The organism is Sinorhizobium sp. CB7 (assembly GCF_041357635.1).
GTDB lineage: Bacteria > Pseudomonadota > Alphaproteobacteria > Rhizobiales > Rhizobiaceae > Rhizobium.
In genome coordinates this window covers 1-26,279 of record NZ_JAULLL010000010.1, presented here as the reverse complement: position 1 = coordinate 26,279, position 26,279 = coordinate 1, and the positions used below count along the sequence as shown (strand labels likewise).

Below are 26,279 nucleotides of genomic sequence, written 5' to 3'. Positions count from 1 at the left end.
ATATGTATATTGGCACTCAGTTCCGCGCGCGGGACGACGATGATTACCGCGTCATGGCGCAATTGGGCATCGTGCATGTCAATGCCGACCCCGCCGGCAACCCGCATGACTGGACGTTCGATATCCTCAAGGCGCATCGCGAACATATCGAGAGCTTCGGCCTTGTCCTCGACATGATCCAGCTTCCGCTCAGCTCGCGGGTGATCGAAAAGCAATATAGCCCCGACATTCTGACCGCCGGGCCGAACCGGGACCGCCAGATCGACTCCATCTGCCGCCTGATCGAGAATGCGGCGGCCGTCGGCATCCCCGCCGTCAAATACAATCTCAACATCATCGGCATTCCCCGCACGGAGCTGGAGACGGGCCGCGGCGGCTCGAAGAACGAGGCCTTCCGCTGGGAGAAAGCGGATCACGATGCGCCGCCCTCGATTGCCGGCGTCCTCAGCGAGGAGGAAAACTGGGAGCGCATCGACTATTTCCTGTCGCGCGTGGTGCCGGTCGCTGAAGCCAACAAAGTGCGGCTTGCCTGCCATCCGCACGACCCCTATACGCCGCCCGGCTATCGCGGGGTTACCCGGGTGCTGGGGACTGTCGAGGGGCTGAAGAAGTTCGTGCAGATGCACGAAAGCCCCTATCACGGGCTGAATTTCTGCCAGGGCACGGTCGGCGAGATGCTCGACAATCCCGCGGAAGAGATTTTCGACGTGATCCGCTGGTTCGGAGAGCGCGGCAAGCTCTTCAACGTCCATTTCCGCAATATCCGCGGTCGCAAGCTTTCCTTCATGGAAACCTTCCCGGAGGAGGGCGACATGGACATGTGGCGCTCGCTGAAGACCTATGCCGAGGTCGGCTATCAATACATGATCATGCCGGACCATGTGCCGAATATCTCCGGGCGCGATCCTGAGAACACCGCCTTCGCCTTCACCTATGGCTACATCACCGCGCTGCTCCAGGTTCTCGCAAGCGAGGGGAAATAGCATGTCCGCACGAATGATACGGGCGCAGGAGCGGACGGATGGACCGGTGCATGATGGCGGCGAGCCGGCCGGGCTCATCCATTTCTCGCTGATCAAGCTTTCGGCCGGTGAAACGCACAGCTACCGTCTGGCGGATTTCGAGACGGTCGTCGTTCCGCTTTCGGGCCGGTGCGATGTCGTTGCGGGCTATACGAAGTTCGAAGGCGTCGGTGGCAGGGCGAGCGTCTGGGAGGCAAGGGCTGATTCCGTCTATATCGGCCCGGATACGGCCGTTGTCGTCACAGCGCTCACCGATTGCGAGATCGCCATTGCGGGCGGGCGCTGGAGCCAGCCGATGGAGGCTTTCCGCGTCACGCCTGATGAAGTCGACATGGTCGATGTCGGCTCGAACGAGACAAAGTCCCGCCGGCGCATCTTCCATATTCTGGGCAATCGACAGGCGGGCAATGTCGGGCGGCTACTCGTCAGCGAACTCTATGCCGACGAGGGCTGCTGGTCGGGCTATCCGCCGCACAAGCACGATACGGATCAGCCGGGCGAAACCGACCACGAGGAGCTCTATCACTGGCGGTTCAATCCGCCGACGGGATTTGGTGCGCAGCTCTGGTACGAAGACGGCAAGGAGCCGCAGGCTTTCGTGACGCGCCAGGGCGATACATTCGCCTTTTCGACCGGCTATCACCCGACGGTGACATCGCCCGGCCATGCCTCCTATATCTTCACGATTCTGGTCGGACGGACACAGCGCTCGCTTGTTCAGAATTTCGAAGAGGTGCATCGGCCAATGATGGCGAAGATTCCCGGCATTGATGCCATGCGGGCAAAATTCCGCTAAACCTGCACCCATCGTATTCATCAGGAGACTCGCCCGTGACCTTTCCACTCTTCGATCTGAAAGGCCGACGCGCGCTTGTTACCGGTTCCAGCCAGGGCATCGGTTTCGCTTTGGCCGAAGGCCTCGCCCAGCATGGCGCTGCCATCATCGTCAATGGCCGCAGCGCGGAAAAGGCGGAGGCAGCCGCCGAACGCCTGCGGACGGCGGGTCATGAGGCGATCAGTGCGGCCTTCGATGTGACCGATGCCCAGGCTGTCACAAAGGGCATCGAGGCGATCGAGCGCGACGTGGGCCCGATCGATATCCTCATCAACAATGCCGGCATGCAGTACCGCGCGCCGCTCGAGGATTTTCCCATTGAGAAATGGGACGAGATCGTGCGGACGAATATCTCCAGCCTCTTCTATGTCGGCCAGGCGGTCGCCCGTTTCATGATCGCGCGCGGCCGCGGCAAGATCGTCAACATTGCATCCGTCCAGAGCGAACTCGCGCGGCCGAATATCGCTCCCTACACGGCAACCAAGGGCGCGGTCCGCAATCTGACACGCGGCATGTCGACCGACTGGGCCAAGCATGGCCTGCAGGTGAACGCGCTTGCGCCCGGCTATTTCAAAACGCCGCTTAACCAGGCTTTGGTCGACGACCCGAAGTTCTCTGCTTGGCTGGAAGGGCGCACCCCTGCGGGACGTTGGGGCGAGGTCGCCGAACTCGTCGGCGCCGCCGTCTTTCTTTCTTCCGATGCCTCGTCCTTCGTGACCGGGCACATGCTTGTTGTGGATGGTGGGATTACGACGTCGCTGTAGGAGCTTAATGCGAAGACGTCGGACCCCGAGATTGCCCCTCACCCTAGCCCTCTCCCCGCTTGCGGGGAGAGGGGACGACCGTTTAAACCGGATAGATGGGTAACAGGACGGACCGGTTACATGGGTGACAGTTCGCCGCTTGCTCGATTGTTCCCTCGCCCCGCTTGCGGGGAGAGGGCTAGGGTGAGGGGCAGAACTCTCCCCGAATCCGATAGCTACGGCCGCATCAGCACCTACCCCACACTCCGTCATCCTTTAGCCGGACTTCAACTCAGACGTATCGACCGGCATCTTCCGCAGGCGCTTTCCCGTGGCCGCAAAGATCGCATTGCCGATGGCCGGGACGATTGCCGAAGTTCCCGGCTCACCCATGCCTCCGGGAGGCTCGGAGCTCTCGACGATATGGACGTCGATCTGCGGCGCTTCGTTTATGCGCAGCATCTGATAGGTGTCGAAGTTTGACTGCTCGACACGCCCGTCCTTGAGCGTGATTTCACCATAGAGCGCTGCCGTGATGCCGAAGATCACGGCACTCTGGACCTGCGCGCGCACGGTATCGGGATTGATCACCGTGCCGCAATCGACGGCACAGGTTACCCGGCGGACGCGGACGGTGCCGTCCTTGGCGACCTCGACCTCGGCAACCTGCGCCATGTAGGATCCGAAGACGGACTGGACCGATACGCCGCGCCCTGTTCCTGCCGGCAGCGGACTGCCCCAGCCGGCCTTCTCCGCGGCCAGTGCAACAACGGCCTTGGCGCGAGGCGTTGCCTCGAGAAGCGCCTGCCGATAGTCGACGGGATCCTTCTTGGCGGCGTGCGCAAGTTCATCGATGAAGCTTTCGACCACGAAGATGTTGTGCGAGGGGCCGACGCTTCGCCAGAAGGCTGTCGGGATGCCCGGCGGCTCGACGCGTGTATATTCGACACGCAGGTTGGGCAGCGTGTAGACCAGGTTGGCCGTGCCATCGATCGTGTCCGGATCGATGCCGTTCTGGAAGGCCGGAGGCAGCCATCGACTAAGGACCGAGGAGCCGGCGAAGCGATGGTTCCAGGCAACCGGCATGCCCTCGGCATCGAGCCCGGCCGAAAACCGGTCGAAGAAGAACGGCCGGTACATGTCATGCTGGAGGTCTTCCTCGCGCGTCCAGACGACCTTGACCGGACCGTCGACCTGTTTGGCGATCTGGACGGCGCGGGTGACACCGTCGATCTCCAGACGGCGGCCGAAGCCTCCGCCGATCAGATGATTGTGCACGATGACCTTTTCCAGCGGTAGGCCGGTAACCTCTGCCGCGGTCGCCTGGGCACGCGGGATGATCTGGTTGCCAACCCAGATTTCGCAGGAGCCGTCACGCACGTGCACGGTGCAGTTCATCGGCTCCATCGTCGCATGGGCAAGGAAGGGAACGTGGTAGTTCGCCTCGACCTTGGTGACGGCTGACGCCATGGCCTTGTCGACGTCGCCGACATTCTGCGCCAGGGCGCCCGGACCAAGCGTCTTCTGCTCGAGTTCATGGAGGATGTCGTCCGTGGTGAGTTTGGCGTGAGGCCCGTCGTCCCATTCGATCTCAAGAGCCGCGAGACCTTTCCTCGCCGCACCCATATGGTCGGCCACGACGGCGACGCAATCATCAAGCCGCACGATCTGGCGCACACCCTTGACCGCCTTGGCGGCAGTATCGTCCACGTTCTTCACCTTGCCGCCAAAGGTCGGAGACTGGGCAAGCGTTGCGATCTTCAGTCCCGGCATCGTGACGTCAATACCGTAGACGGCCGTGCCATTGACCTTCGCCGGCGCATCCAGCCGTTTGGCCGGAGTGCCGATGAGCTTAAAATCCTTCTTAGGCTTCAGCGGTACCGTTTGCGGAACGGTCTGAAGGGCCGCATCGGCTGCGAGGTCGCCATACCTGGCGCGTCGGCCGGTTGCTGAATGAACGACGTCGCCATTTTCCGCGTGGCAGGATGCGGGATCGACGTCCCATTTCTTGGCGGCCGCATTTACCAGCATGATCCTGGCTGTCGCGCCCGCCTGGCGCATGGGCTCCCAGGCGGCGCGGATTGTCGTCGATCCGCCTGTTGCCTGTATGCCGCCAAGGAGCGGATTTCCATAGAGTTTCTCGTTGGGCGGAGCGTGTTCGAGCTCGACCTGCGCGAGTCCTACCTCCAGCTCTTCGGCGATCAGCATCGGGACGGAGGTATAGGTTCCCTGACCCATCTCGACATAGGGCATGGTCAGGATGACGCGCCCGTCGCTTTCGATACGGATGAAGGCATTCGGCGTGAATTCGCCTGCCGTCGCATTGGCATCCTCTGCCGCGAGCGGGAGGGCAAGCCCGAGCAGCAGACCGCCGCCGGCGGCAGCACTGACCTGCAGGAACTGGCGACGGGACAATCCGTCTTGAATCGGGCCATCCTGGACCGGCGTGTCGTTCATGAGGTTGAGGCGATCGAGGATCATGTCAGCCTCCCTGGGCGACGGTTTGCGCCGCATGCTTGATGGCCTCACGGATGCGCGCATAGGTGCCGCATCGACAGATATTTCCCGACATCGCATCGTCGATGTCGCTGTCCGTCGGGTTCGGATTGTCCGCAATGAGGGCCGTCGCCGACATGATCTGTCCGGACTGACAGTAGCCGCATTGGACGACTTCCAGATCCAGCCACGCCTTCTGGATTTTGGCGCCCGCGGGTGTCGCGCCGATCGCCTCGATCGTCGTGATTTCGGAGGTGCCGACGCTGTCGATCGTGGTCGAGCAGGAGCGCGTGGGCACGCCATCGATATGAACCGTGCAGGCGCCACAGAGCGCCATGCCGCAACCGAACTTCGTCCCCGTCATTCCGAGCACGTCCCGCAGGACCCATAGCAGCGGCGTGTCGTCGTCGACATCGACGGTGTGGTCGACGCCATTCACTTTAATCGTCGCGGTCATTTGGCAAGCTCCCTTAATCCCGGTGGAGTAGCTGACAGCCAAATCTACACCCATCGCTTGGCGGCTCAAAAGGTCAGAGATGCAAATGTTTTCCGCCATGCCTCCGGTTTCGCAGCCGCCGCTTGCATTTGCGGCTATCCATTCGCCGTTGACTTCGCGGGTGATGAGGAGGAAAAATATTTGCGGGCGCGTTCACGCAACACAGGGGGACGCCTACCATGACAATGGCAAGGAAACTTCAGGACTATATTGACGGCGAAGGTATCGCCTATGACACCGTCGCCCATCACCGCACGGCGACAACCAGCCAGTCGGCGCAAGCCGCCCATGTACCGGGCAGAAGACTGGCCAAATCCGTGGTCGTGCATCACGAAATGGGATATGTTGTGGCCGTCGTTCCAAGCACCCACCGGATCGAGCTCTCCACATTGCAGGATGTGATGAACAGGCGCCTTGGCCTTGCCTCGGAAGAGGAGGTCAGCGAGCTTTTCGCCGACTGCGAGATCGGCGCCGTGCCGCCCATCGGCTCGGCTTACGATGTGCCTGTCATCCTCGACGAAAGCCTCGACAATAACGACGACGTTTATTTCGAGGCCGGTGACCACAAGACGCTGGTGCATGTCAGCGGACCGAACTTCCGCAACCTGATGAAGGGTGCGCAGGTCGCCCGCTTCAGCCACCGGCCGTAAAGGTTGCTATTCTCAGCGGCGCCTCGCTGCCGCGCCCGGTGTGAAGTGCTCTTTCGGGAGAGTGTTGTCTGGCGCGGCCGCTTCCAAAAGCTCCCTCATTCCTGTGCCTGTCACAGGAATCCAGCCGCCGTGCGTCGGCACGGCGAAAAGACTCCTGTCTGATAGTGGCGTCAATTTGCGGAGGGTTTTGTTTGACGTCGACGCTCACTCCACATTCCGTCATCCTCGGGCTCCGATCCGAAGATCCACACACAGGCAGCCCTGAAAAATGGATCCTCGCCTCAAGGGCGAGGATGACGGAATGTGGGGAGGAGAAGGGGGCAAACTCACCCTTTCCATACGAAGCTATCCTCAAGACAGGGCATCGCCTTCCACGGTCAGCATCGCGAGAAAGGCGAGTCTCCCGCGCCGTGGACACGGCGCTGCTGGATCCCTGTGACGAGCACAGGGAAGAGGGCGGAGAAAGGTGCGCCCCGGAGTGACGGCGAGAGAAATGATGTTGATTTAGGGAAAACTAGCTGCCGCCAATGCCTGCGCTTACCGACAAATACCTCTGGCGCCTGGGCGCCGGCTCATCGAAATGCGAGCCGGCGAGGGTGGTCAATTTGACGGCTTGTCACCATCGACAGCGAGAAGCCGCGTGCGAGCGTTTATCTGGGAGGCGTCGATGCCGTTGAAGATATCCTGGACAAGCCGCGATATTCGCACGGCGGATGTTCCCTTGGCATACTCTTCCTGCATCCGGCGTCTGACTAGCATTTCCAAGTCTGACATAGCTATCACCTCATTCGTCCGGCGCGAGAGAAGTGTCCCTCTCAATGGGAGGACAGGCAAGTTACAGTTTTTTCATGATTTTTAGCGATGGCCGCTATGCCGCGTCTGTTGACGAAACTGTGCTCGAGGGGCTTTTGCGGATCAACATTCCGTGTCTAAAGTTCAGCCGGAGTTGATCCGCTAGTTGTTCGCGCAACGGCAGGGCTCTCCGCATGAAGCTCCTTCGGCTCTCGCACACCTTTCAAGGCATGCACGCCGACGCTATGAAAGCGTGCTCGCTCGGGCTCCGGCAAAAGGGCGAGGAAGTCCGAAGAGACGAGCAGGGACTGTCCAAGACCGGTGCATGCGGACGCAATGCGGCATACCTCGTTGACGGCCGGGCCGATGACCGTGAAATCGAGCCGCTCGTCGCTGCCGATATTGCCATAGAAGACTTCGCCGACATGCAGCGAAAGATAAATCGTCGTCACCGCATGTCCTGCGGCGGCGCGGGACGCGTTGAGCTCGACCAGCCGCTCCGCCAGCTCCCGGCGAGCTGCAAGCGCAGCCGCGGCGGCATCGCTCAAGGAAGGCGCGCTGAAGATCGCAAGCGTGCCGTCGCCGATCAGCTTCAGCACATCGCCACCGTTCCTGTAGACCGAGGTGATCGCGGCCTCCGCATAATCATTGAGCAGCGCGATAAGCTCGCCGCTATCCACCTGTTCGGAGAGCGCCGTGTAATTGGCCATGTCGGAATACCAGAGCACGGTGTTTATGCTTTTGACCGTTCCCCTGGCGATCCGGCCTTCAAGAACCCTCCGGCCCGGATCGTGCCCCAGATAGACGCTGACGAGCGACTGCGCGATGCGCCGGAGCGCGGCGGTCTTGATCGCAAGCGCCAGCCCAGGAACGAGGCTGCGCAATGCCGCGAGATCGCTCGCCGAGAACCCTCCGGGCCTGGAGGTCGACCACCGAGAATAGAGATTGTCCATCTCGCCGATCGTATCGCTTTCGCTCAAAGGGTGGATCATCGCGAGATAATCGGAATGCCCCTGATCGCGCAGCTCCGCAAGGATCGCAAAATCCGCCGATAGCTGCGCATGTAGTGGCAGATGAAGTTCCCGTATGCCTGCCTGCAACATGTGGTGGAACGGACTTCCACGCCATTTTTCAGCGTGTTCCTCGGCATCGTAGCGGGAATACTGCCGCTGCGATTCAGCCTCATCATTCTCGGCGTCCCAGAAGAACCCCCAGGATTCCAGGACCGGATGTAGCGTATCCACGAAGAGGGCCGCCTGCACGATATCGACGCCATGCTCCCGGCAGCGCTCGCAGAAGCCGGCGAGAAGCTGTGTCTCGGCTCGCCCGAGCAGACCCTGCTCGATCAGCCAAAGCTGGATTTTGTTGATGGTGGAGGTGTCCATCGCAGACCTGTTTTGTGCGTGGTATTCCATCAGCGATGATCCCAAAGAGGGTGCGTGATCAGGAAGCAATCACTGGCTGTATTGGGGCAAGCCGTCCATGATCTCGCGCCTTCTTTCTGGCAGCGCAGCAATTGCTGCTTGCCAGCAGGGAGTTTCAACCCTCTCGTTCTGGCGCGTTCCACCAGAGCGCACCATCTGAAGGTCCAAAAGGCAGCGGTCATCCCGTTTTGTTTGGTATGCCGTCCAAATGAGTTCCTTTAAGTTTTGGGGGGTGACCGCCGTCACGCGCACTGTGCTGGCAGGTCGAACGAGCGTTTCGTCCTCAGCTTCCACAGGAAGCTCGAAGCTCGTGGTACCGCCGTCTTTATGCCAGAAATACAGAATGACCTGCTCGACTGCGCCGGCGCGGTCACCCACGTTTGTTACGACGAAACTAATTCGTTCATTGGTGTATCGCTGGAACGAAGCAATCAGCTCAGATTGGGGCGGAAAAAACCACGGTTTCGCGAAGGCGAGTACGACCGCAATCGCCGAGAATGTAGCAAGTATCAAGGGCAGCGCGCTAACTGCCCTATCGAACGTTCCCCACCATCCTTGGGATCTCTGGCAGTGTTTGCAAACGGCCGCCTGAACAGAAATATGTTCCGCGCAGCTGGTACACAATTTGGTGTCGCTCATTCGATTCAGACTCGTCCCAAGGATCGGAAAGCCAACATTTGAAGTCCGATTGCATCACTTGCAAGTGTCTCCGCGAGGGGATGCTGCTCTGGACTTTCATATATAGGGAGGCTTTTGACGAGATCTTGAAGTTCTGCTCCGGATATTTGCCGACAGCACACCTGTGAAACGAGGATTTTTCGCTCGGTATGAGCGTATCAAGCCTTCCCTCGAAACTCTTCCTCAATCTACGATATGCTAACTGATGATTGTCGATGGGGGTTCGCATGTCGCAGCAAGTAGACTGGGTGGTGGTGCAACTCGCGCTCGAACACCGGCTATTCCGTTGCGGTGGCAACGAGTTCCAGAAGCTGTTTAGCGACATCATGCAACTTGTTCACGGCGACGACTTCATAAGGGTGAAGCCGCACGGCAGTCTTGGTGACGAAGGCGTCGACGGCTACTTCCTCATCGGCGATATCGTCTATCAGTGCTACGGGGCCGAAGACGGCAAGGTCCAGAAGCTCTCCGCGGTTGGAGAGAAGATGGTGGGCGACTTCGAGACCGCTGTCGAAAACAACCCCGACATGAAAGAGTGGAAGTTCACCCACAATCTGCTTTCAGGCCTTCCCAAGCAATTGCTCGACGTTCTCGTGACGCTCCGCGAGAAGGGGGCGTCGCGCAACGTGAAAGTGGGGCAGCTCAGTCTGCCAGGCTTTCTCAAACTTGTAGACGAACTCGACCCGCGAGGACGGGAACGCATTCTCGGGACTAAGGCTATCGCCCAGGATCGGCTGCGGCAACTGCCAGACGCAGTCAACGAGATCATCGATGAAGTGATGGAGAAGGCGCCGACCTTCGCGCTCGCGGCCGGACCTCCGCAGGCGATCTCGCCGCGGAAGTTGACGCATAACGATATCCCGTTCATGTGGCAGGAGAACCTGAAACGCGGCTTTACCTATGGGTCGATTGTCTACGACTGCGTCGCGAGACACGGCGATCCCGATGCAGCGACTTCAGCGCCCTCCTATTTCAAGAACCTCTATCAGAACCTGGATGCAAATGGTCTCGCCGCCGGAGAAATCCTCCGGTTCATACATGCCGACCTGTGCGGCGAGAGTCCTCGATTTGACGACCTTCGCGCGCTTGCAGCCCTCGGCGTGATGGCTTCGATGTTTGAGAACTGCGAGATTTTCGAGGATCCTCCTGAAGGCGAGCCAGAGACATTGAACTATGATCCTGCCCAGTAAGTATCTGCCGGCGGACCGATCCCTCATCGTTGTCGGGGGCGAGGTTATCGCAATGCTAAAAGACTCTCCGCTCACCGTGAGCGAGACTTGGGAACGCATGTCCAGAGTTCAGCGACGGTCGCCTCTAGGATTCGACTGGTTCGTGCTCGCGATCACGCTCCTCTTCATCATAGGTATGGTCGACCTGCGGGACGGCCTGCTAGTACTTCAGGGGGCGACGTAGTGATCATCCGTATCGGCAGTTCCATCGAGACGTTCAAGACCGTCGAACTGGGGGAGGCGCTGAACATTCTCCTGGCCACGCGGCATGAAACGTCCGACGAGAAGAGAACTCGCAACGGCTCCGGAAAGTCGAGCCTTGTTGAGATTATCAACTTTCTCCACGGCAGTCAGGTTCGAAAGGGTTCGACGTTCAAGGCCAAGGAGTTGGCGAAGGCGTCGTTCTGGGCCGACATGGTGATCGATGGCATCGCCTTGCGGGTCGAGCGCTCGGTCTTCAGTAAGGATGAGGTTTCCGTTCGCTTCGCCGACGGTGGCGTTCACGGTCTTCAGACGGAGTACGATCTTCTCGGAGGCGGACGCGCCGCAGTCACGGACTGGTGCGATTGGCTTGGGAAGAGAATGTTCCGCCTACAGCCGGGACGTAACGTTCGTGGAGAAGAGATAGCGCCTCCGAAGTTTCGTTCCCTTTTCTCCTTCTTCGCCAGACGACGACAGGATGGCGGATTCATCCGGCCACAGAAGAGTTCGGAAAAACAGAACGATTCCGATGCGCAGGCCGCCCTCGCGTGGATCTTCGGTCTCGACTGGACGCTAATCCGTGAATTCGACGAACAGAAGGTGGAGCGGAACGCCATCTCCGCGATCCAGAAGCGCGCAAAAGGGACAGGACAGGACAATCTCCGGACTGTCGCCCAGCTTCGCTCCGCCGTGGCGGTCGCTACGGCGGCGGCCGACGCGGCAAGGCAGAGCGTTGCGAACATGCGGGTAGTCGGACACTACGAGGAGATGGTCGCCGAGGCGTCGAGCCTGAAGGGCGATCTGGACGCGCTGGCCCGCGAGGCGGCGGTTCTCAGGAGTTCGATCCGCCATGTTGAGAAGAGCCTTGAGGCAGAAGCCCTTCCGGACGGCCGAGCCGTGGAAAGCCTATATGCCAACGCGGGCAAGCAGCTTCCGGACACAGTCGTCAAGACGTTCGAGCAAGTTCGCATTTTCCATGAGTCGGTCGTGAACAACCGGCGGCACCATCTAGGCGGCGAGCTGGACCGGAACAGGACGCGCCTTGGGGATGTCGAGAGCGAGGTGGCGATCAAGGGGAACCGTCGCGAGGTGCTGCTGAGGGAGCTGCAGGGGGCAGGTGCCTTCAGCGATCTCGCAAACCTTCAAAGCATCCAGTCACAGAGGGAAGCTGCGCTGCTCGATCTCGAAAGACGCCTGCGGGCGGCAGTTCAGGCCGAAATTGATAAGTCGGAACTGAAGTCGTCGGAGGCATCGCTTCTTTCGCGGTTGCAGACCGATCTTTCCGAAAGGACGTCGGCTATCGGAGCGGCCGTGCTGGCGGTCAACGAGGCACTCAAGCCGCTGTATTCGGATCGGTACGGCGCCTTGGAAATCAATGCGGGGCCTTCCGGATTGCAGTTCCACGTCCACATCGAGGGCGACCGGTCGGGAGGAATCTCCAACATGGAGATCTTCTGCTTCGACTATGCGTTGCTGAAGATCGCCACCCTCCGGTTGGGCGGCCCTGGAATCCTTATCCATGACAGCCACCTTTTCGACGGGGTAGACGCCCGACAGGTCGCGACCGCGATCGAATTGGGCGCCCGCCTCGCTGAGGAACTTGGCGTCCAGTATCTGGTTCTCATGAACTCGGACGAGTATGCCAAGCTGCAGTTTTCGAAAGATTTCGATCCGACTGATGCGATACTCGATGTCAGGATCGACGATACGGACGAGGGCGGCCTGTTCGGGTTCAAATTCGGGTAGGACTTCTGCCAGCTAGTAGACGACAAAGCCGCGGATCACCAAACTGCGGCTTTGTTTGGAGTAAGTCCCAAGCTGCCCCTTGGAGGAAGGCGAATGATGGCGAACAAAAACTATAACTCGCCGAATTCATGGAGCTGAAATGCCAATCGATAGATGTGACCAAGATGTCGCCAACCGGGCAGCGTCCGGCGTTCTATGCCAATCCATCGCGTTTACCATAAGCACGCGAATTTTCAATTGGAGAAATCCATGCTAACCATTTGATATATATATATATATATATGTATTGATCTATATGTGAATGCGCTACAGTTGCGCTGAGCCAAGCCTGCATTATTCGACTTGTCTAAAATGATCACGGTGCTTGCCTGCGAGGCAAGCACCGAAGCCCGGTGCAAATCAACTTCTAAATGGCTTCGTGTGGGTGTTTACGAACTTCGCCTTGGTCAGTCCATAATGGTCAAGGCTCGACGCAATTGTAGCCTCGTCGCCAAACGCTCCGTTTGCCACCAACGCCACCCCAAGCCCCCGCACAGCAGCTCGAAGTGCAACCAATTTTTCATTGTCAATAATTCGCATGTCAGCTGATGGCGACGCTTCAATCTGAAATTTGTTTACAGGATGGACCAATATGGGAATTGATTGACATGTCTGGTCATAACCTCTTGCAAACCAAGAACGCGCCCCGAGCAGCTGGTTGCAGTGATCTTTCGAGATCAAGCGGCCATCATTTTTAACGCCGCTCTTACACTCGATTACCAAGAACGTCAGATCACCAATGGCCCAGAGATTGTCTGGCCCACCATCCCGATATTCCTTGTCAGGTCGTTGTGAGCCGAACCCAAGAAATGCACCCAAATCTCTGAACGCACTTTCGAATTGGTCAGTTCTATGTTCATCCCAGACCAAATCCCCCGCAAGTGCATTGGTGAACAACACTAGGCCGTTGGTATCAATGAACCGTGCTGATATATATGCCGCCACAGCTTTGGCTTGAACTTCAGGTGCCTTGATCTTTACATGGCTGATGCCTGCAAGCGGTTTAACCATATGCCGGTTGTCTGCCACGGCAGAGACGAGTAGCTCCTGCGCTTTGGCTGGGTTGGCGATATGAGTTATTTCTGCGAGCTGTTGTTTGAGATAGCCGCGAACTTTGTTATCTACCTGTGAGTTTATTGCAGCCTGCAGTACCCCTGCGGCCTTAGATTGCTGCCCTAAAGTAATGAAGTCGAAGGCCTGTCTCTGAGCAACCACGGATTGCTCGACCCTACTTGCACCGCCGTCAGGTGCTTTAGCAAGTCTTGCACGTCCCGCTTGCCACCATTGCCGGTCACCTGATATGCAAAGATCAAGGATGGGCTTCAACTTGTCAGCCGGCTGTCCCTTGATTTGTCGCGTTACCTCGCGGCCTATATCCATTTGAACAAGGGTAGCGGGCGTGAACAGCGCTCGCGCTTCGGGTTGATTAATCTTTTGAGTAAGGCGAGGCCCCAAGAGCAGAACGGCGCATCTATCTTCAGCCGAACGAACGCCGCGTCCCATCCCCTGTTCCAATTTTTGGATTTGGCGAAGAAGATGCGTCTGTGTTCCTTCAAGAAGGCCGGCCTCAACTCTGGCGGTGAGGCCTTGCACTTCAGGCAGCCCGTCAATGATCAAGAGACGACACGCTTCCTCGGGCAGATCGATCCCATCATAACGGTTAACCAGCACCGTGATCCCAACCCGCTCGCCACTCTTCAGGCGATCCACTCCTGCCGATATATTGGAAGACATCAGAACCTGACCCGCAACATCGTTCCAGAAGAGTGACCGTCTCTCTGAAGGCACAATCACCACAACATTCCGTGTCTTGGCCACCTCCATGGCAATGGACTTAACGTCACTGTCTGTAATACTTGGATTTACCTCTTGAGGAGCAATAATCATGCGGTCGCCAATTTCACCCGCTCCCTTCGGCTTTATGGGATCGGAGATTGCGGCAACATCTGCCTGCAACTGTGTCACGAGGACGCCGTCGTCCGCTAGAGTTGCGGTCATGTATATGCGGCGCTTCGCGTTTGAAAAACTAGAAATCGCATCAATGGGGAGGCAGCGGGGAGAAATTTCAAGACCGCTTCCGCCAAAAACACATTGACAAAATGGAATCACATTTTTCAATAGCGGCCAACTGAAGGTCAGAGCTTCGGTATTACGATGCTTGTGAAGTATTGAAATCACTTGCTCCCTTTTATCATACCATGACCAAAAAGGGGTAAGAATGAGGGCATTTGGATCCTCACCTTTCAATTCGATAAGCCCCAGCTCTGATTGAAGCCTCAGATCGTCTTCAAATATCGAGAACAACTCTTGATAGGCTGGATGCGCTGTGGGCAATCGCATCATAAACTGATCTGCAATTACAGAAAGGCAAGCGTGTGCGTCGTCAATCACGACCGTCCCAATGGTAATCCGCGTTTCGCCGACCCCAAAAAGCGATTTTCCGTTAAACAACTTGTGAACATTGACAACCAGTATTGCATCACCCGAAAGATAGGCCGCACTGTTAATGTCATCTGTGGCCTTAATCCCCAGGTCTTCCGCTTCCTGCAAGACCTGGCCGACGAGGTAATTGTCTGGCGCCACGTACAGAGCCGGACCGACTTGCTCATTAAGCGAACTCTGAAGCGCAAGTAGGCCAATCAACATCTTGCCTGACCCGGTATTCATCTTGATAGTATTGTCCGAGCGTTGACGAGCGTCAAACCACCTATCCAATACTTCGCCCTGATTAGCAGAAAGAAATTTGAACCGTGGGTGCCTAACGAGGGTGGTAAAGATCTTCTGAGGATCAATCACCGTTTGTCCTGTTCCGTCTCCCCCACCTGACAGCGCACCAAAATCCAGCATATTTCCCGCTCCTTGCGCATCGAAAAATTTCACAACCTTTCATATATAGAGTGGGTTAAGAAATAACCATCGAGATGTCTGATTTCATGCCAAATGGCGAAGTGGTTGCGCAGCAGCAAAATTGCCAGTCACCTAGTCTTCAAGGGGCGCGCCAAGACACACAGAACAACCTTCCTGAGACACAGATCTTCATTGAATGCAGAAAAATTGAAGGGGAATGATCGCTGCGACAACGGAAACTCCTGCTGCAATGGGTCTTCTTCGTCGGAGTGGGATTTTGCAGCATAATGTGAGGCACCTTTCGAGTTGCTTTGGTCGGCGCATTTGCGCCGGAGCTGCGCCAAGCACGCGCCCGAGCTTTCGTAGGATACATTGAAAACATTGAAGAATTCTGAAGCGCATGCGCCACTGAGCTAGCTTATTTCCAGCGCGTTCAAGAACAAGAAAAACCGAAAAATTAATTAAATCAAATAGTTAAATGGCGCACCCGACAGGATTCGAACCTGTGACCTTTGGAATCGGAATCCAACACTCTATCCAGCTGAGCTACGGGTGCGTGCCGCAGGCGAGGGTGACTCGCCTGATTGGATAGGCGGTTCTTAACCCAGGATGCGCCGGTCTTCAATCTCGAAAATGCATCAGGATGAAAGTGGTTAAGGGGAAGGGTGCGGTCGTCGATAAATCAAACAAAAAAGCCGGGCAAGAATGCCCGGCTTGAAGGTGTCCCGGCGGGGGATCAGCTCTGCATCGCACCTGGGCCAGGAATGGCCTTAGGCGGTACTTTGCCGAGGATGATCATGCCGAGTACTTCGTCCTTGGTCACATCCTCGGTGCGGGCATGGCCGACGACCTGGCCGTTCTTCATGACCGAGACGCGATCGGCGAGGTCGAAGACGTCGTGGATGTCGTGGCTGATCAGGAAGATGCCGATGCCTTCCTTCTTCAGCTGCTTGATGAGCTCGCCGACCTGTGCCGTTTCCTGGGGACCGAGGGCGGCCGTCGGCTCGTCCATGATCAGGATGCGGGCGTTGAAAAGGATCGCGCGGGCGATCGCGACCGACTGGCGCTGACCGCCGGAAAGCGCCTTCACGGGCTCCTTGAAGCGCTTGAAGTTCGGGTTCAGGCGACCCATCACCTCGCGGGCGGAGGCTTCCATCGCGACGTCGTCGAGCGTGCCCCAGCGAGTCTTCAGCTCGCGGCCGAGATAGAGGTTGGCGGCGGCGTCGACGTTATCGGCGACGGCGAGCGTCTGGTAGATCGTCTCGATGCCGTATTTCTTCGCATCGCGCGGATTGCGGATGTCGGCCTGTTCGCCATTGATCAGGATGTCGCCGCTGTCGCGCTTGTAGGCGCCGGAGAGAATCTTGATCAGCGTCGACTTGCCGGCGCCGTTATGGCCGAGCAATGCTACGACCTCGCCGGGATAGAGATCGACGGAGGCGTTGTCGACGGCGTGGATGCCGCCGAACGAGATGGAAATATTCTTCATTTCCACAAGGGGAGTGCGTTGGTCACTCATGGTTCGGACTCCTCTTACGTCTTACTTGGCACGGGCGCGGTAGACTGTGTCGAGCCAGACCGCGATGACGAGAACAGCGCCGACGACGACGCTTTGCATCGGCGTGTCGACATGCGCCAGCACCATGCCCGACTGCAGCGACTGCATGACGAGCGCCCCGAGCATCGCGCCCGCGATGGTGCCGGTGCCGCCTGCAAGCGACGTACCGCCGATGACCGCAGCTGCGATCGTGTAGAGCTCGTCGAGCGTCCCTTGAGCGTTGGTCGCGGCGTTGAGGCGGGCGGTGGAGATGGCCGCCGCGATCGCGGCGAGGATGCCCATTAGCGTAAAGATGCGCACGGTGACCCAGCGGGTCTTGATGCCGGCGAGCTCGGCTGCTTCCGGGTTGCCGCCGATCGCGAAGACGTAGCGGCCGAAGCGCAGGCGAGTGGCGATGAAGGTCATGACGATGCCGACCACAATCGCGATCAGCACCGGCACGGCGATGCCGTAGGGGATATCGAGGCCACCTTCAGGCCAGGGGATATTGTTGGCCTCCGCGTAGCGTCTGGCGATGGCGGGCGGCCAGTAATAGCTGTTGGCGATCCAGACCGCGCCGAGAATGAGGCCGCAGCTCAGAACCGAGAGGAAGTACTCGGCCCAGAGGGGGCGCAGCGGAAAGCGGAAGCGCCGGCGCTGGGCGCGCGAGCCGATGATGCTGCCGATGACGAAGAGGCAGGTGAGAATGCCGACGATCCAGCTCCAGGTCGCGCCGATCGAGCCTTCCGCGCCACCGCCCATGATGCGGAAGGTTGCGTCCATCGGCGCCACGGTCTGGCCGCTGGTGACGAGCCAGGTCGCCCCGCGCCAGACGAGCAGGCCGCCGAGGGTGACGATGAAGGAGGGAACATTCATGAAAGCGATGATGAAGCCCTGGAAGGCGCCGATCAGGCCGCCGACGATGAGGCCGGCGATGAGCGCGAGGACCCAGGTGGCGGGACTATCGAAGCCGATGACCTGGGGCAGGAACTTCGCCTGCATGACACCCATGATCATGCCGCAGATGCCGAGCACGGAACCGACGGAAAGGTCGATGTTGCGGGTGACGATGACGAGAACCATGCCGGTCGTCATGATCGCGATGTCGGACGTCTGTACCGAAAGGTTCCAGAGATTGCGCGGCGTCAGGAAGAGCCCGCCGGTGATGATGTGGAAACCGATCCAGATGATGAGCAAGGCGCCGACCATGCCGAGCAGGCGCGTGTCGATCTCGGTGGCGCGGAAGAAGCGTGTCACAGGACTGGCTTCCGCGGTGCGCGGACCGGGAGTTGTTGAATGTACCGTGTCGGCCATGGGATTGTCGTTCCCCCACTGTTTGGGCAGGCGCTTCGGCGAGAGGTGACGCCGGCGATCTTGCCCCGTTCTCAGACTTACCATCACTCCGCTTCCGCAGTCCGATCCGCCTTCGCAAAGGGGCATCAACTGCGGCAGGAGCCAAAGCGCAGCAATGGTACGGGTAAAGGCGGAGGATTGCACATCACAGTTGCGTCCATCCGCGTCGGCGCCGCAACGGTCTCCCATTGCGGCGCCGGTATTCTTGTTCAGAGACCTGGCTTACTTGCAGGCAGCAACGGAACCGGCCTTCACGCCCTGGCAGGCTTCAGCCTTGGAAATCCAGCCCGCGTCGATGACGAGGTTCAGGTTGTCCTTGGTGATCGGAACAGGGGTCAGGAAGACGGACTTCATTTCGATGCCCTTCGCACCGCCCTTGAAGACCTGGACGCCCTGGATCTCGTCCATCGTCTTGCCGCCGGCAAGATCGAGCGCGATTTCAGCGGCGCGCTTGCCGAGCTCGCGGGAGTCCTTCCAGACCGAGACGGTCTGCGTGCCGAGTGCGATGCGGTTGAGCGCTGCCTTGTCTGCGTCCTGGCCGGAAACCGGAACGGAGCCGGCAAGACCCTGGGCGTCGAGGGCGGCGATCGCACCGCCGGCGGTGCCGTCGTTGGAGGCGACAACGGCATCAACCTTGTTGTCGTTGGCCGTCAGGATCTGTTCCATGTTGCGCTGCGCGTTTTCCGGCAGCCAGCCATCGGTATAGGCTTCGCCGACATTCTTGACCTTGCCGGCGTCGATGGCGGGCTTCAGCACTTCCATCTGACCGGAGAACAGGAAGTCGGCGTTCGGATCGGAAGAGGAGCCCTTGATGAAGACGTAGTTGCCTTCCGGCTTCGCCTTCAGGACTTCGCGAGCCTGCATGCGGCCGACTTCCTTGTTGTCGAAGGTGATGTAGAAGGCATTCGGATTTTCGATCAGACGGTCGTAACCGACGACCGGGATGCCTTCGTCGGCGGCCTTTTCGATGGCCGGGGCGATAGCGTCGGAGTCCTGGGCGAGAATGATCAGGGCATTGGCGCCCTGCGAGATCAGGGATTCGACGTCGGTCAGCTGCTTTGCGGCGGACGACTGGGCGTCAGCGGAAATATACTTGGCGCCGGCAGCTTCAAGCGCCTTCTTGATGGCGGCTTCGTCGGTCTTCCAACGCTCTTCCTGGAAGTTGGACCAGGAAACGCCGACAACCATATCCGCAGCCATGGCAGCGGTCTGCATGGTCAAAACGATAGCCGCGCCGGCCACCAGCTTCATAAGTGATTTCATAGATTTACCTCCCGAGTGAACGCAGCCGCGCGTACCCAAAAGCTCCCGCCGGCCGCCACGATGGTACCGTCGAGAAGGTGACAGATTTTTTTCTCGACAGTCGAGAAATTTAGTGTCAGAGATTTTTGAAACTGTCAACACTGCACTACCAGCCGAAAATTCGATCGCGTAAGGGTCGCTGGAGATGCAGTGAGTCCGGGGTGGAATAACGGGAGGAGGGGCGGCTTTCATGCTGGCCAAGTCGAGCACGGAGCTGGTCCGCCGAAGAAACAGCCTGCTCGCTCTGGCTGCGCTCCGGCGCCATGGCCCACTCGCGCATACGGAAATATCCGATTTCACCAAGCTTTCGTCGGCGACGGTCTCGGCCATTACCGCGGACCTCGAAAAGGCGCAGATCATCGAAAGATCAGAGCAGCAGGCGGTCGGCGGCCGCGGGCGGCCGCGGGTGCTTTTTTCCCAGCGCCGGGACCATGCCTATCTGATCGTCGTCATCATCTCCTCCGATGCCGTGCAGTATTCGCTGGTGGATTATGCCGGGAAACTCATCGACCGTTTTTCCGAGCAACGCCCGCAGGATGCCGCGGGAGTGAAGCCGTTCGTGATGGCTCTGCAGGACGGACTTGACCGACTCGTCTCCCGTTCCCGGCTGCCCCGCGAGAAGGTTCTCGTGATCTCCATCAGCAGCAAGGGCCTCGTCGATTCGCAGGAGCCGATCCTGCGCTGGTCGCCTGTCTTCGGCCGCGAGCAGATCGATTTCGCGGCCGTTCTCAAGAGCAGATTGGGAGCGAAGATTATTCTCAGCAACGAGACCCTGCTGGTCGCCGCAGCTCTCGGTCTCATGGAAGAGAATGAGAGGGGAGAGAATTTCCGGGCGCTTGCGGCGCTCTCGCTCGGTCACAGCATCGGCCTCGGCATCGTGCGGCGCGGCGAGCCGGGCAGCGACCATCAGGTCTCGGCGCCAAACTTCGGGCATATGCTGCATGTGCCGGATGGCGGGCTCTGTCGCTGTGGCGCGCGCGGCTGCATCGAGGCCTATGCCGGCTTCTACGCCATTCTGCGCACGGCCTTCGGTCTGCCGTCCGATACCATCCCGGCGAAATTTGTTCCGGTTGCCGAACTCGACAAGATCGCCGCCAGTGCACGCCAGGGGGATCGCCGCAACGGCTTTGCCTTCCGGCAGGCGGGGCTCGCGCTCGGCAACGGGCTTTCGCGCGTGCTGAGTCTCCATGAAATGATGGGCGTCGTGCTGACCGGCGCGGGGACGCGCTATTACGATCTCCTGAGCGAGGGCTTCATCGAGGGTCTCGCGCAATCGCATGTGGTGCGCATGGAAGGCATGCCGGAAATCCAGGTCGTGGCGGACGAGCAGAGCCTGGTGTTCCAGGGGCATCTCAGTCGGGCGCTTTCGATGATCGACAATGACGTCGTCATGTCCGGAGGCGCAGGCCAGTCGATGGAAATGGCGGAATGAACCGGCTGCGGGGCGCGGCCGGATGGGCATTTTTTTATTGAGGAGGGGCGCATGAGGAAAAGCATGCTGCTGTGTCTTGGCCTTGCCGCGGCCGGATTGCCGGCCTTGGCGGCCGAGCCGTGGGAGGAAAAGACGCCGGCGCTCGGGCAGGCGGGAGCGGAGGTGTCCGGTCGGCTGACGGCTGATGAGCTCGACAAGCTGACCAAGATCGGCGAGGCGCTTTTCACCGCCCGCTACACCGTTCAGGACGGCGCCGGCCGGCCAGGGGCGACGCAGGCGATCGTGCCGACGAAGCGCAAGCATCCCGTCCAGAGCGAATTCAGCCGGACCGCCGGTGTTGACGCCAATGCCTGTTCCGGCTGTCACAACGAGCCTTTCATCGGCGGCGCCGGCGAGTTCGTGACCAATGTCTTCGTCTCCGAAGGCTTCGAGAGTGCCGATTTCGACACCACCGATCCGCAGTTTTCCAACGAGCGCGGCACGAACAGCCTCTTCGGCGACGGGCTGATCGAGCTTCTCGCCCGCGAGATGACGGCGGATCTGCAGCGCCAGCGCGCGGACGCTCTGACAAAGGCCTCCGAAACGGGCAAGCCGCAGCGCATCAGCCTGGAAACCAAGGGCGTGAGTTTCGGCTGGCTGACGGTCGAGCCGGATGGCCTCGTCGATATGAAGGAGCTCGATGGCGTCGATATGGATCTCGTCATCCGCCCCTTCAGCCAGAAGGGCGTGATGACCTCGCTGCGCCAGTTCACCGTCAACGCGCTCAACCAGCATCACGGCATGGAGGCGATCGAACGCTTCGGCGGCCGCTGGACCGGCACGCCGGATTTCGACGGCGACAAGTTCAATGACGAGATCAGCGATGGTGACGTTTCGGCCATGGTCGCCTGGCAGGCAACGCTGCCGGCGCCCGTCAGGAAGGCGCCGGACGATACGCGCTGGAAAGACATGGCGGCGGCCGGCGAGAAGCTTTTCGACGGCATGGGCTGCACCGCCTGCCACAGGCCGAGCCTGCCGCTCGACAGCCTCGCCTTTGCCGATCCCGGACCGAATGATGTCGCCGGCACGCTGAACACCGATCAGGTCAGGCAACCGGCTGTCTACGATCTCGGCCTGCGCGACTGGACGAAGAAGCTTACGCGCAACGACAAGGGGCAGGTGCTGGTGCCGCTCTTCGGTGACCTGAAGCGGCACACCATGACGGATAACGGCGTCGACCGGCTCGGCAACGAGCTTCTGGCGCAGCGTTTCGTCGACCGCAACATCTTCATGACGGCGGAGCTCTGGGGCGTTTCGTCGACGCCGCCCTATGGTCATCGCAATGACATCACCACGCTCGACGAGGTCATCCGTGCCCATGGCGACGACGGCCGCGCCGCCCGCGATGCCTATATCGGCGCTTCCGATGAGGATCGTTCACGCCTCATCGCCTTCCTCAAGACGCTGGTGATCGAACAATGATGAAGAAACTCGCTTCCCTGGTTACCAGCGTCGGCATGGTGATGCCGCTCGTATTTTCCCCTGTGCTGGCCGAAGACGCGGCACCGGCTCCATTCACCATGGATGTCCCGTCCTATCATGAGGAGGCGGTTACCGCCGGCATCGACCATCAATATACCGGCCCCTGGGAATATTTCGTCGGCGGCGGTGTCGCAAGTTTCGATTGCAACGGCGACCGTCGTCCCGACCTGATCCTTGCCGGCGGTACCAATCCGATCGGCCTTTATGTCAACCAGAGCCCCACGGGCGGCGCTCTTAAATTCGTCCAGAAGGCGGTCGATCTCTCCGACAAGGATCAGAAGTCCGTGCTCGGTGCCTATCCGATCGACATCGACAACGACCGCTATACCGACGTCGTGCTTCTGCGGCTTGGCGAGGACATCATCCTCAAGGGCGGGCCGGATTGTACCTTCCACAAGGCGAACCGCGAGCTCTCCTTCGACGGCGGAAGGGAATGGACGACCGCCTTTTCCGCGACCTGGGAGGCGGGCAACCGGTTCCCGACGATCGCATTTGGAAACTACGTCGATCGCACAGCGCCCGGCACGCCCTTCGGCACCTGCAGCCCGAATGTGCTGATCCGCCCGAAGGGGGAGGAGACGCCGGACTATTCGGAGGCGTTCCGGCTGGAGCCGAGCTATTGCACGCTCTCGATGCTGTTCACCGACTGGAACCGCTCGGGACAGGCGTCGCTACGCGTCGCCAATGACCGGCAATATTATCGCGGCGGACAGGAACAGCTCTGGGAACTGCCGCCGGGCCGGCCACCCCGGCAGTATACGGCAGCACAGGGCTGGGCATCGCTGAAGATCTGGGGAATGGGCATTGCCGAGGCGGACCTCAATTCCGATGGCCTGCCGGAATATGCGATCACGTCGATGGGCGACAACATGCTGCAGACGCTGGATGACGATGCCGGCGAGGACCGGCCGACCTATCGCGACATGGCCTATGAAAAGGGCACGACTGCCTATCGGCCCTATACGGGCAACGACCGCCGCCCTTCGACCGGGTGGCACAGCCAATTCGCTGACGTCAACAACGACACCAATGTCGATCTCTTCATCTCCAAGGGCAATGTCGAGAACATGCCGGAATTCGCGGCGAGCGACCCCAATAACCTTCTGCTCGGCGGCTTCGACGGCAAGTTCCATGAGAAGGGTGACGAGGCGGGTATCGCCATTCCCGGCAAGGGACGCGGCGCGGTGGTCGAGGATTTCAACAATGATGGCATGCTCGACATCCTGGTCGTCAACCGCATGCAAAAGGCGGTGCTCTTTCGCAATCTCGGCGCAAAGACGGATTGGGGGTACCGGCCGCTCGGTAACTGGACCGAGATCGAGCTCGACAACGGCAAGATCAACCATATGGGCGTCGGCGCCACCATCAACGTGCGGGCCGGCACGCTGACGCAGACGCGCAAGATCGAGATCGGCGGCGGCCATGCCTCCGGGCAGGTGGGCTTCACCCATCTCGGGCTCGGCGTCAACGAGCGCGCGGTCGTACGCGTGCAATGGCCGGACGGTGAATGGAGCCAGCCTTACCGCATTTTCGCCAACCAGCATGTGGTGATCAAGCGTGGGGCGCCGGCTGCCAATTACTGGTTCCCGCCGCCGGCGCAGGGGGTAAGTCAGTAGGGGGACGGGCCGTCATTTGGGGCCGTGCGGACGTGCGGCGAATGACTCAATCGGGCTTTGGTAGCTTGCGCGAGGTTCCGTTTGGCACCAACGCTCACCCCAAATTCTGTCATCCTCGCCCTTGAGGCGAGGATCCATTCTCCGCGGTTTGCTTGGGTGTGGATCCTCGGGTCGGAGCCCGATGACGGAGTATGGAGTGACCATTGGTGCCAAACGGAGCCTTCGAACTGATCTCGTCAAGTCAAAGCCTTCACTCCCACCAACGAAATGGCCGGGCTCTCGCCCGGCCAGCTCAAATCCCAGCGGAATGGCTCAGCCTCAGTTCACCTTGATCAGCTTGCCGTCCTTCACCGACTGCACCGCGGCATCGGCGAGCACGAGTGCTGCAAGGCCGTCTGCGCCGGAAGGGGTGATCTTCGCGCCCTTTTCGATTGCGGCGATGAAGCTTGCGATCTCGTTGGCATAGGCCTCGGTGTAGCGGGTCATGAAGAAGTCGTGCAGGGGCGGGCGGGTGTAGCCTTCACTGTTTGCGACCTCTATCGAAACCGGACGCTGGTTCTCGGCGGCGACCATGCCTTTCGAGCCGTGCACTTCGATGCGCTGGTCGTAGCCATAGGTGGCGCGGCGGGAATTGGAGATGATCGCCTGCTTGCCCGACTTCGTCTGCAGGATGACCGACACGCTGTCGTAGTCGCCGGCCTCGCCAATCGCCTTGTCGACCAGGACGGCGGCCGTCGCCGTGACGGAAACCGGCTCTTCGCCGAGCAGGAATCGGGCCATGTCGAAATCGTGGATCGTCATGTCGCGGAAGATGCCGCCCGAGCGCTTGATGTAGTCGACGGGCGGGGCGCCGGGGTCGCGCGAGGTGATCGTCACCATTTCGACCTCACCAACCTGACCGGCGTCGATCGTCTTGCGGACCGCCATGAAATGCGGATCGAAGCGGCGGTTGAAGCCGACCATCAGCTTGGCGCCCGTCTCTTCGACGACCTTGATGCATGCCTTGACCCGGTTGATGTCCAGATCAACAGGCTTTTCGCAGAAGATCGCCTTGCCGGCGCGGGCGAATCGCTCGATCAGATCGGCATGGGTGTCGGTCGGCGTGCAGATGACGACGGCGTCGATGTCCTTGGCGGCCTCGATTGCCTCGATCGTGCGGATCTCGCAGCCATATGCGGTCGCAATCGCTTCGGCCGCCGCCGGGAAAGCATCGGCAACGGCGACCAGTTTCGCATCCGCGTCGCCGCTGATCGCCTTCGCATGAACCTTGCCGATGCGACCGGCGCCGAGAAGACCAAATCTCACAGTCATTGTTACCTCCCTCGATTCGGAACAAATAAACCGAATTGCAAAAATCGTGGAATTTTCATTCCATTTTCTGCCCCTCGCGTCAAGCCCACAGGGCTTTCACATTTCGCAAATCCATCCTAAAGACAAGTGACCTGAACGCGACCCATGAGACGCAGATGCAACTGATCGATCCGAACCATCCGACCTACCGGCCTCTCTGGGTGCGGCTTCTGATCGTTGCCGTCTGCTTCGGCTGGGCCGGCGTCGAGATTTTCACCGGCGATCCCTTCTGGGCCGTTCTGGCCGCTGCGGCGGGCGTCTATGCCGCCTACATGCTGCTCATCACCTTCAACCCGACGCCCCCGGCCGACAAGAGCGAAAGCCCGGCACCGGAGGAGGAAAAAGAATAGATCAGCGGTTGAGCCGCCGGACCGCCTCGTCGATCAGGAGATTGGCGATTTTCATGCGAATGGTCGCGTTTTCCCGAAAGGCGGGTGCGACCCGGTCCGGGTGGTTCACCTTGGCGAAAGCGCGGCGCTTCTCGCTCAGGCTCTGGATCGTAACCTCCGCGGTGATTGCCAGCTCAGCGGCGATTTCCTCGGGCGCAATGCGCGCCAGATGGTCAGGCATCACCGGCTCGGGTTCGGGAGGCGGCGGGGGATCGGGCTCGGCAGGGTCATCGAAATCCAGATTGTCGAAATAGGCCTGGCCCACACGCTGCCATCCGACCGAAATGCCTTCCAGCACTGTCGTGGCAAATCCCGTGTTCAGCCCATGAAGACGGTGAACGGCTGAGGCTTCGGCCTCTGCCGCGGCTTCTTCTTCCGACTTCAGACGTTCCAGAACGGATTCAAATATCGATTGTCCGAACAGCATGCGGTCCTCTCAGAGGTCCGCATCAGATCAGCGGAACGTGGCGCGGAGCTTGCCGCGCGGTCAGCGCTGGCGGTGAGTTTGGGTCGATCGGCTGACAGAAGTCTTTTCGCCGTGCGGACGCACGGCGGCTGGATCCCTGTGACAAGCACAGGGA

The 26,279-nt window shown here is 59.7% G+C and carries 22 protein-coding genes and 1 tRNA gene; 11 read left to right on the top strand and 12 right to left on the bottom strand.

Features of this window, described 5'->3' with window-relative positions:
- The first annotated feature begins 2 nt into the window (after window positions 1–2).
- Genes AAE029_RS19255 through AAE029_RS19245 form a run of 3 tightly spaced genes read left to right on the top strand, consistent with a single transcriptional unit; the run spans window position 3 to window position 2,621 of the window.
- Window positions 3–983 (top strand): mannonate dehydratase, encoded by a 981-nt coding sequence (locus AAE029_RS19255; protein ID WP_371074487.1) that lies wholly within the window; start codon window positions 3–5, stop codon window positions 981–983.
- 1 nt (window position 984) lies between these two features.
- A complete protein-coding gene (locus AAE029_RS19250) occupies window positions 985–1,818 on the top strand; it encodes a 5-deoxy-glucuronate isomerase (protein WP_371074486.1) in 834 nt (277 codons plus the stop codon).
- A 35-nt stretch (window positions 1,819–1,853) separates the two neighbouring features.
- Complete coding sequence (locus AAE029_RS19245; RefSeq protein ID WP_371074485.1) at window positions 1,854–2,621, top strand: SDR family oxidoreductase; 768 nt, start codon at window positions 1,854–1,856, stop codon at window positions 2,619–2,621.
- A gap of 255 nt (window positions 2,622–2,876) precedes the next feature.
- On the opposite strand, the gene AAE029_RS19240 is transcribed toward AAE029_RS19245, so the two are convergent.
- Window positions 2,877–5,057 carry a molybdopterin cofactor-binding domain-containing protein gene (locus AAE029_RS19240; protein ID WP_371074783.1) on the bottom strand — a complete coding sequence of 727 codons (2,181 nt, stop codon included), beginning with the start codon at window positions 5,055–5,057 and terminating at the stop codon, window positions 2,877–2,879.
- A 25-nt stretch (window positions 5,058–5,082) separates the two neighbouring features.
- Entirely contained in the window at window positions 5,083–5,553 is a 471-nt protein-coding gene (locus AAE029_RS19235) for a (2Fe-2S)-binding protein (RefSeq protein ID WP_371074484.1), read from the bottom strand.
- A 218-nt stretch (window positions 5,554–5,771) separates the two neighbouring features.
- On the opposite strand from AAE029_RS19235, the gene AAE029_RS19230 reads away from it, so the two are divergent.
- Window positions 5,772–6,242, top strand: coding sequence for an aminoacyl-tRNA deacylase (locus AAE029_RS19230; RefSeq protein ID WP_371074483.1), 471 nt, complete (start codon window positions 5,772–5,774; stop codon window positions 6,240–6,242).
- Window positions 6,243–6,842: 600 nt separating this feature from the next.
- Here the strand turns inward: AAE029_RS19230 and AAE029_RS19225 are convergent.
- The 3 genes from AAE029_RS19225 to AAE029_RS19215 form a co-directional block, all read right to left on the bottom strand.
- The gene (locus AAE029_RS19225; RefSeq protein ID WP_371074482.1) at window positions 6,843–7,016 is read right to left on the bottom strand and encodes a hypothetical protein; all 174 of its coding nucleotides are present in this window, start codon (window positions 7,014–7,016) and stop codon (window positions 6,843–6,845) included.
- Between the two features lie 155 nt (window positions 7,017–7,171).
- A complete protein-coding gene (locus tag AAE029_RS19220; protein ID WP_371074481.1) occupies window positions 7,172–8,419 on the bottom strand; it encodes an adenylate/guanylate cyclase domain-containing protein in 1,248 nt (415 codons plus the stop codon).
- Between the two features lie 69 nt (window positions 8,420–8,488).
- Window positions 8,489–9,097 (bottom strand): hypothetical protein, encoded by a 609-nt coding sequence (locus AAE029_RS19215; RefSeq protein WP_371074480.1) that lies wholly within the window; start codon window positions 9,095–9,097, stop codon window positions 8,489–8,491.
- A 266-nt stretch (window positions 9,098–9,363) separates the two neighbouring features.
- Between AAE029_RS19215 and AAE029_RS19210 the strand changes: the two genes are divergently transcribed.
- The 3 genes from AAE029_RS19210 to AAE029_RS19200 are packed head-to-tail and all read left to right on the top strand — an operon-like array spanning window position 9,364 to window position 12,312.
- Window positions 9,364–10,326, top strand: a complete 963-nt coding sequence (locus AAE029_RS19210; RefSeq protein WP_371074479.1) for a hypothetical protein — start codon at window positions 9,364–9,366, stop codon at window positions 10,324–10,326.
- A complete protein-coding gene (locus tag AAE029_RS19205; protein WP_371074478.1) occupies window positions 10,310–10,549 on the top strand; it encodes an ABC-three component system middle component 6 in 240 nt (79 codons plus the stop codon). Before AAE029_RS19210 ends, AAE029_RS19205 begins: the two co-directional genes overlap by 17 nt.
- Complete coding sequence (locus AAE029_RS19200; protein WP_371074477.1) at window positions 10,549–12,312, top strand: DUF2326 domain-containing protein; 1,764 nt, start codon at window positions 10,549–10,551, stop codon at window positions 12,310–12,312. The genes AAE029_RS19205 and AAE029_RS19200 overlap by 1 nt, the downstream gene beginning before the upstream one ends.
- Window positions 12,313–12,711: 399 nt before the next feature.
- Here AAE029_RS19200 and AAE029_RS19195 read toward each other — a convergent pair whose 3' ends face one another.
- From AAE029_RS19195 to xylF, 5 genes are all read right to left on the bottom strand, one after another.
- The gene (locus tag AAE029_RS19195) at window positions 12,712–15,198 is read right to left on the bottom strand and encodes a helicase C-terminal domain-containing protein (RefSeq protein WP_371074476.1); all 2,487 of its coding nucleotides are present in this window, start codon (window positions 15,196–15,198) and stop codon (window positions 12,712–12,714) included.
- 479 nt (window positions 15,199–15,677) lie between these two features.
- Window positions 15,678–15,754: transfer RNA gene (locus AAE029_RS19190), tRNA-Arg, on the bottom strand.
- 180 nt (window positions 15,755–15,934) lie between these two features.
- Window positions 15,935–16,717, bottom strand: coding sequence for an ATP-binding cassette domain-containing protein (locus AAE029_RS19185; protein WP_371074475.1), 783 nt, complete (start codon window positions 16,715–16,717; stop codon window positions 15,935–15,937).
- Window positions 16,718–16,738: 21 nt separating this feature from the next.
- Window positions 16,739–18,049, bottom strand: coding sequence for a sugar ABC transporter permease (locus AAE029_RS19180; RefSeq protein WP_371074782.1), 1,311 nt, complete (start codon window positions 18,047–18,049; stop codon window positions 16,739–16,741).
- A gap of 261 nt (window positions 18,050–18,310) precedes the next feature.
- A complete protein-coding gene (gene xylF, locus AAE029_RS19175; protein WP_371074474.1) occupies window positions 18,311–19,351 on the bottom strand; it encodes a D-xylose ABC transporter substrate-binding protein in 1,041 nt (346 codons plus the stop codon).
- Between the two features lie 229 nt (window positions 19,352–19,580).
- Between xylF and AAE029_RS19170 the strand changes: the two genes are divergently transcribed.
- From AAE029_RS19170 to AAE029_RS19160, 3 genes are read left to right on the top strand one after another with little or no spacing between them, the layout of a single operon-like run.
- Window positions 19,581–20,822 carry an ROK family protein gene (locus tag AAE029_RS19170; RefSeq protein WP_371074473.1) on the top strand — a complete coding sequence of 414 codons (1,242 nt, stop codon included), beginning with the start codon at window positions 19,581–19,583 and terminating at the stop codon, window positions 20,820–20,822.
- A gap of 51 nt (window positions 20,823–20,873) precedes the next feature.
- Window positions 20,874–22,283 carry a hypothetical protein gene (locus tag AAE029_RS19165; RefSeq protein WP_371074472.1) on the top strand — a complete coding sequence of 470 codons (1,410 nt, stop codon included), beginning with the start codon at window positions 20,874–20,876 and terminating at the stop codon, window positions 22,281–22,283.
- On the top strand, window positions 22,280–23,959 hold the full coding sequence (locus AAE029_RS19160; protein ID WP_371074471.1) for a CRTAC1 family protein: 1,680 nt from the start codon (window positions 22,280–22,282) through the stop codon (window positions 23,957–23,959). The genes AAE029_RS19165 and AAE029_RS19160 overlap by 4 nt, the downstream gene beginning before the upstream one ends.
- Before the next feature lie 318 nt (window positions 23,960–24,277).
- On the opposite strand, the gene iolG is transcribed toward AAE029_RS19160, so the two are convergent.
- Window positions 24,278–25,270, bottom strand: a complete 993-nt coding sequence (iolG, locus tag AAE029_RS19155) for an inositol 2-dehydrogenase (protein ID WP_371074470.1) — start codon at window positions 25,268–25,270, stop codon at window positions 24,278–24,280.
- Window positions 25,271–25,425: 155 nt separating this feature from the next.
- Between iolG and AAE029_RS19150 the strand changes: the two genes are divergently transcribed.
- The gene (locus AAE029_RS19150; protein WP_371074469.1) at window positions 25,426–25,659 is read left to right on the top strand and encodes a hypothetical protein; all 234 of its coding nucleotides are present in this window, start codon (window positions 25,426–25,428) and stop codon (window positions 25,657–25,659) included.
- Window position 25,660: 1 nt separating this feature from the next.
- Here AAE029_RS19150 and AAE029_RS19145 read toward each other — a convergent pair whose 3' ends face one another.
- Complete coding sequence (locus AAE029_RS19145; protein ID WP_371074468.1) at window positions 25,661–26,125, bottom strand: hypothetical protein; 465 nt, start codon at window positions 26,123–26,125, stop codon at window positions 25,661–25,663.
- Window positions 26,126–26,279 lie beyond the last annotated feature (154 nt).

Bases quoted from the DNA above. Each gene is read 5' to 3' on its own strand.
- AAE029_RS19215 (WP_371074480.1), bottom strand. From the start codon at position 9,097: ATGAGCGACACCAAATTGTGTACCAGCTGCGCGGAACATATTTCTGTT.
- AAE029_RS19255 (WP_371074487.1), top strand. From the start codon at position 3: ATGTATATTGGCACTCAGTTCCGCGCGCGGGACGACGATGATTACCGC.
- AAE029_RS19205 (WP_371074478.1), top strand. From the start codon at position 10,310: ATGATCCTGCCCAGTAAGTATCTGCCGGCGGACCGATCCCTCATCGTT.
- AAE029_RS19220 (WP_371074481.1), bottom strand. From the start codon at position 8,419: ATGGACACCTCCACCATCAACAAAATCCAGCTTTGGCTGATCGAGCAG.
- AAE029_RS19160 (WP_371074471.1), top strand. From the start codon at position 22,280: ATGATGAAGAAACTCGCTTCCCTGGTTACCAGCGTCGGCATGGTGATG.
- AAE029_RS19230 (WP_371074483.1), top strand. From the start codon at position 5,772: ATGACAATGGCAAGGAAACTTCAGGACTATATTGACGGCGAAGGTATC.
- AAE029_RS19250 (WP_371074486.1), top strand. From the start codon at position 985: ATGTCCGCACGAATGATACGGGCGCAGGAGCGGACGGATGGACCGGTG.
- AAE029_RS19185 (WP_371074475.1), bottom strand. From the start codon at position 16,717: ATGAGTGACCAACGCACTCCCCTTGTGGAAATGAAGAATATTTCCATC.
- iolG (WP_371074470.1), bottom strand. From the start codon at position 25,270: ATGACTGTGAGATTTGGTCTTCTCGGCGCCGGTCGCATCGGCAAGGTT.
- AAE029_RS19170 (WP_371074473.1), top strand. From the start codon at position 19,581: ATGCTGGCCAAGTCGAGCACGGAGCTGGTCCGCCGAAGAAACAGCCTG.
- AAE029_RS19235 (WP_371074484.1), bottom strand. From the start codon at position 5,553: ATGACCGCGACGATTAAAGTGAATGGCGTCGACCACACCGTCGATGTC.
- AAE029_RS19210 (WP_371074479.1), top strand. From the start codon at position 9,364: ATGTCGCAGCAAGTAGACTGGGTGGTGGTGCAACTCGCGCTCGAACAC.
- AAE029_RS19150 (WP_371074469.1), top strand. From the start codon at position 25,426: ATGCAACTGATCGATCCGAACCATCCGACCTACCGGCCTCTCTGGGTG.
- xylF (WP_371074474.1), bottom strand. From the start codon at position 19,351: ATGAAATCACTTATGAAGCTGGTGGCCGGCGCGGCTATCGTTTTGACC.
- AAE029_RS19225 (WP_371074482.1), bottom strand. From the start codon at position 7,016: ATGTCAGACTTGGAAATGCTAGTCAGACGCCGGATGCAGGAAGAGTAT.
- AAE029_RS19145 (WP_371074468.1), bottom strand. From the start codon at position 26,125: ATGCTGTTCGGACAATCGATATTTGAATCCGTTCTGGAACGTCTGAAG.
- AAE029_RS19240 (WP_371074783.1), bottom strand. From the start codon at position 5,057: ATGAACGACACGCCGGTCCAGGATGGCCCGATTCAAGACGGATTGTCC.
- AAE029_RS19165 (WP_371074472.1), top strand. From the start codon at position 20,874: ATGAGGAAAAGCATGCTGCTGTGTCTTGGCCTTGCCGCGGCCGGATTG.
- AAE029_RS19195 (WP_371074476.1), bottom strand. From the start codon at position 15,198: ATGCTGGATTTTGGTGCGCTGTCAGGTGGGGGAGACGGAACAGGACAA.
- AAE029_RS19180 (WP_371074782.1), bottom strand. From the start codon at position 18,049: ATGGCCGACACGGTACATTCAACAACTCCCGGTCCGCGCACCGCGGAA.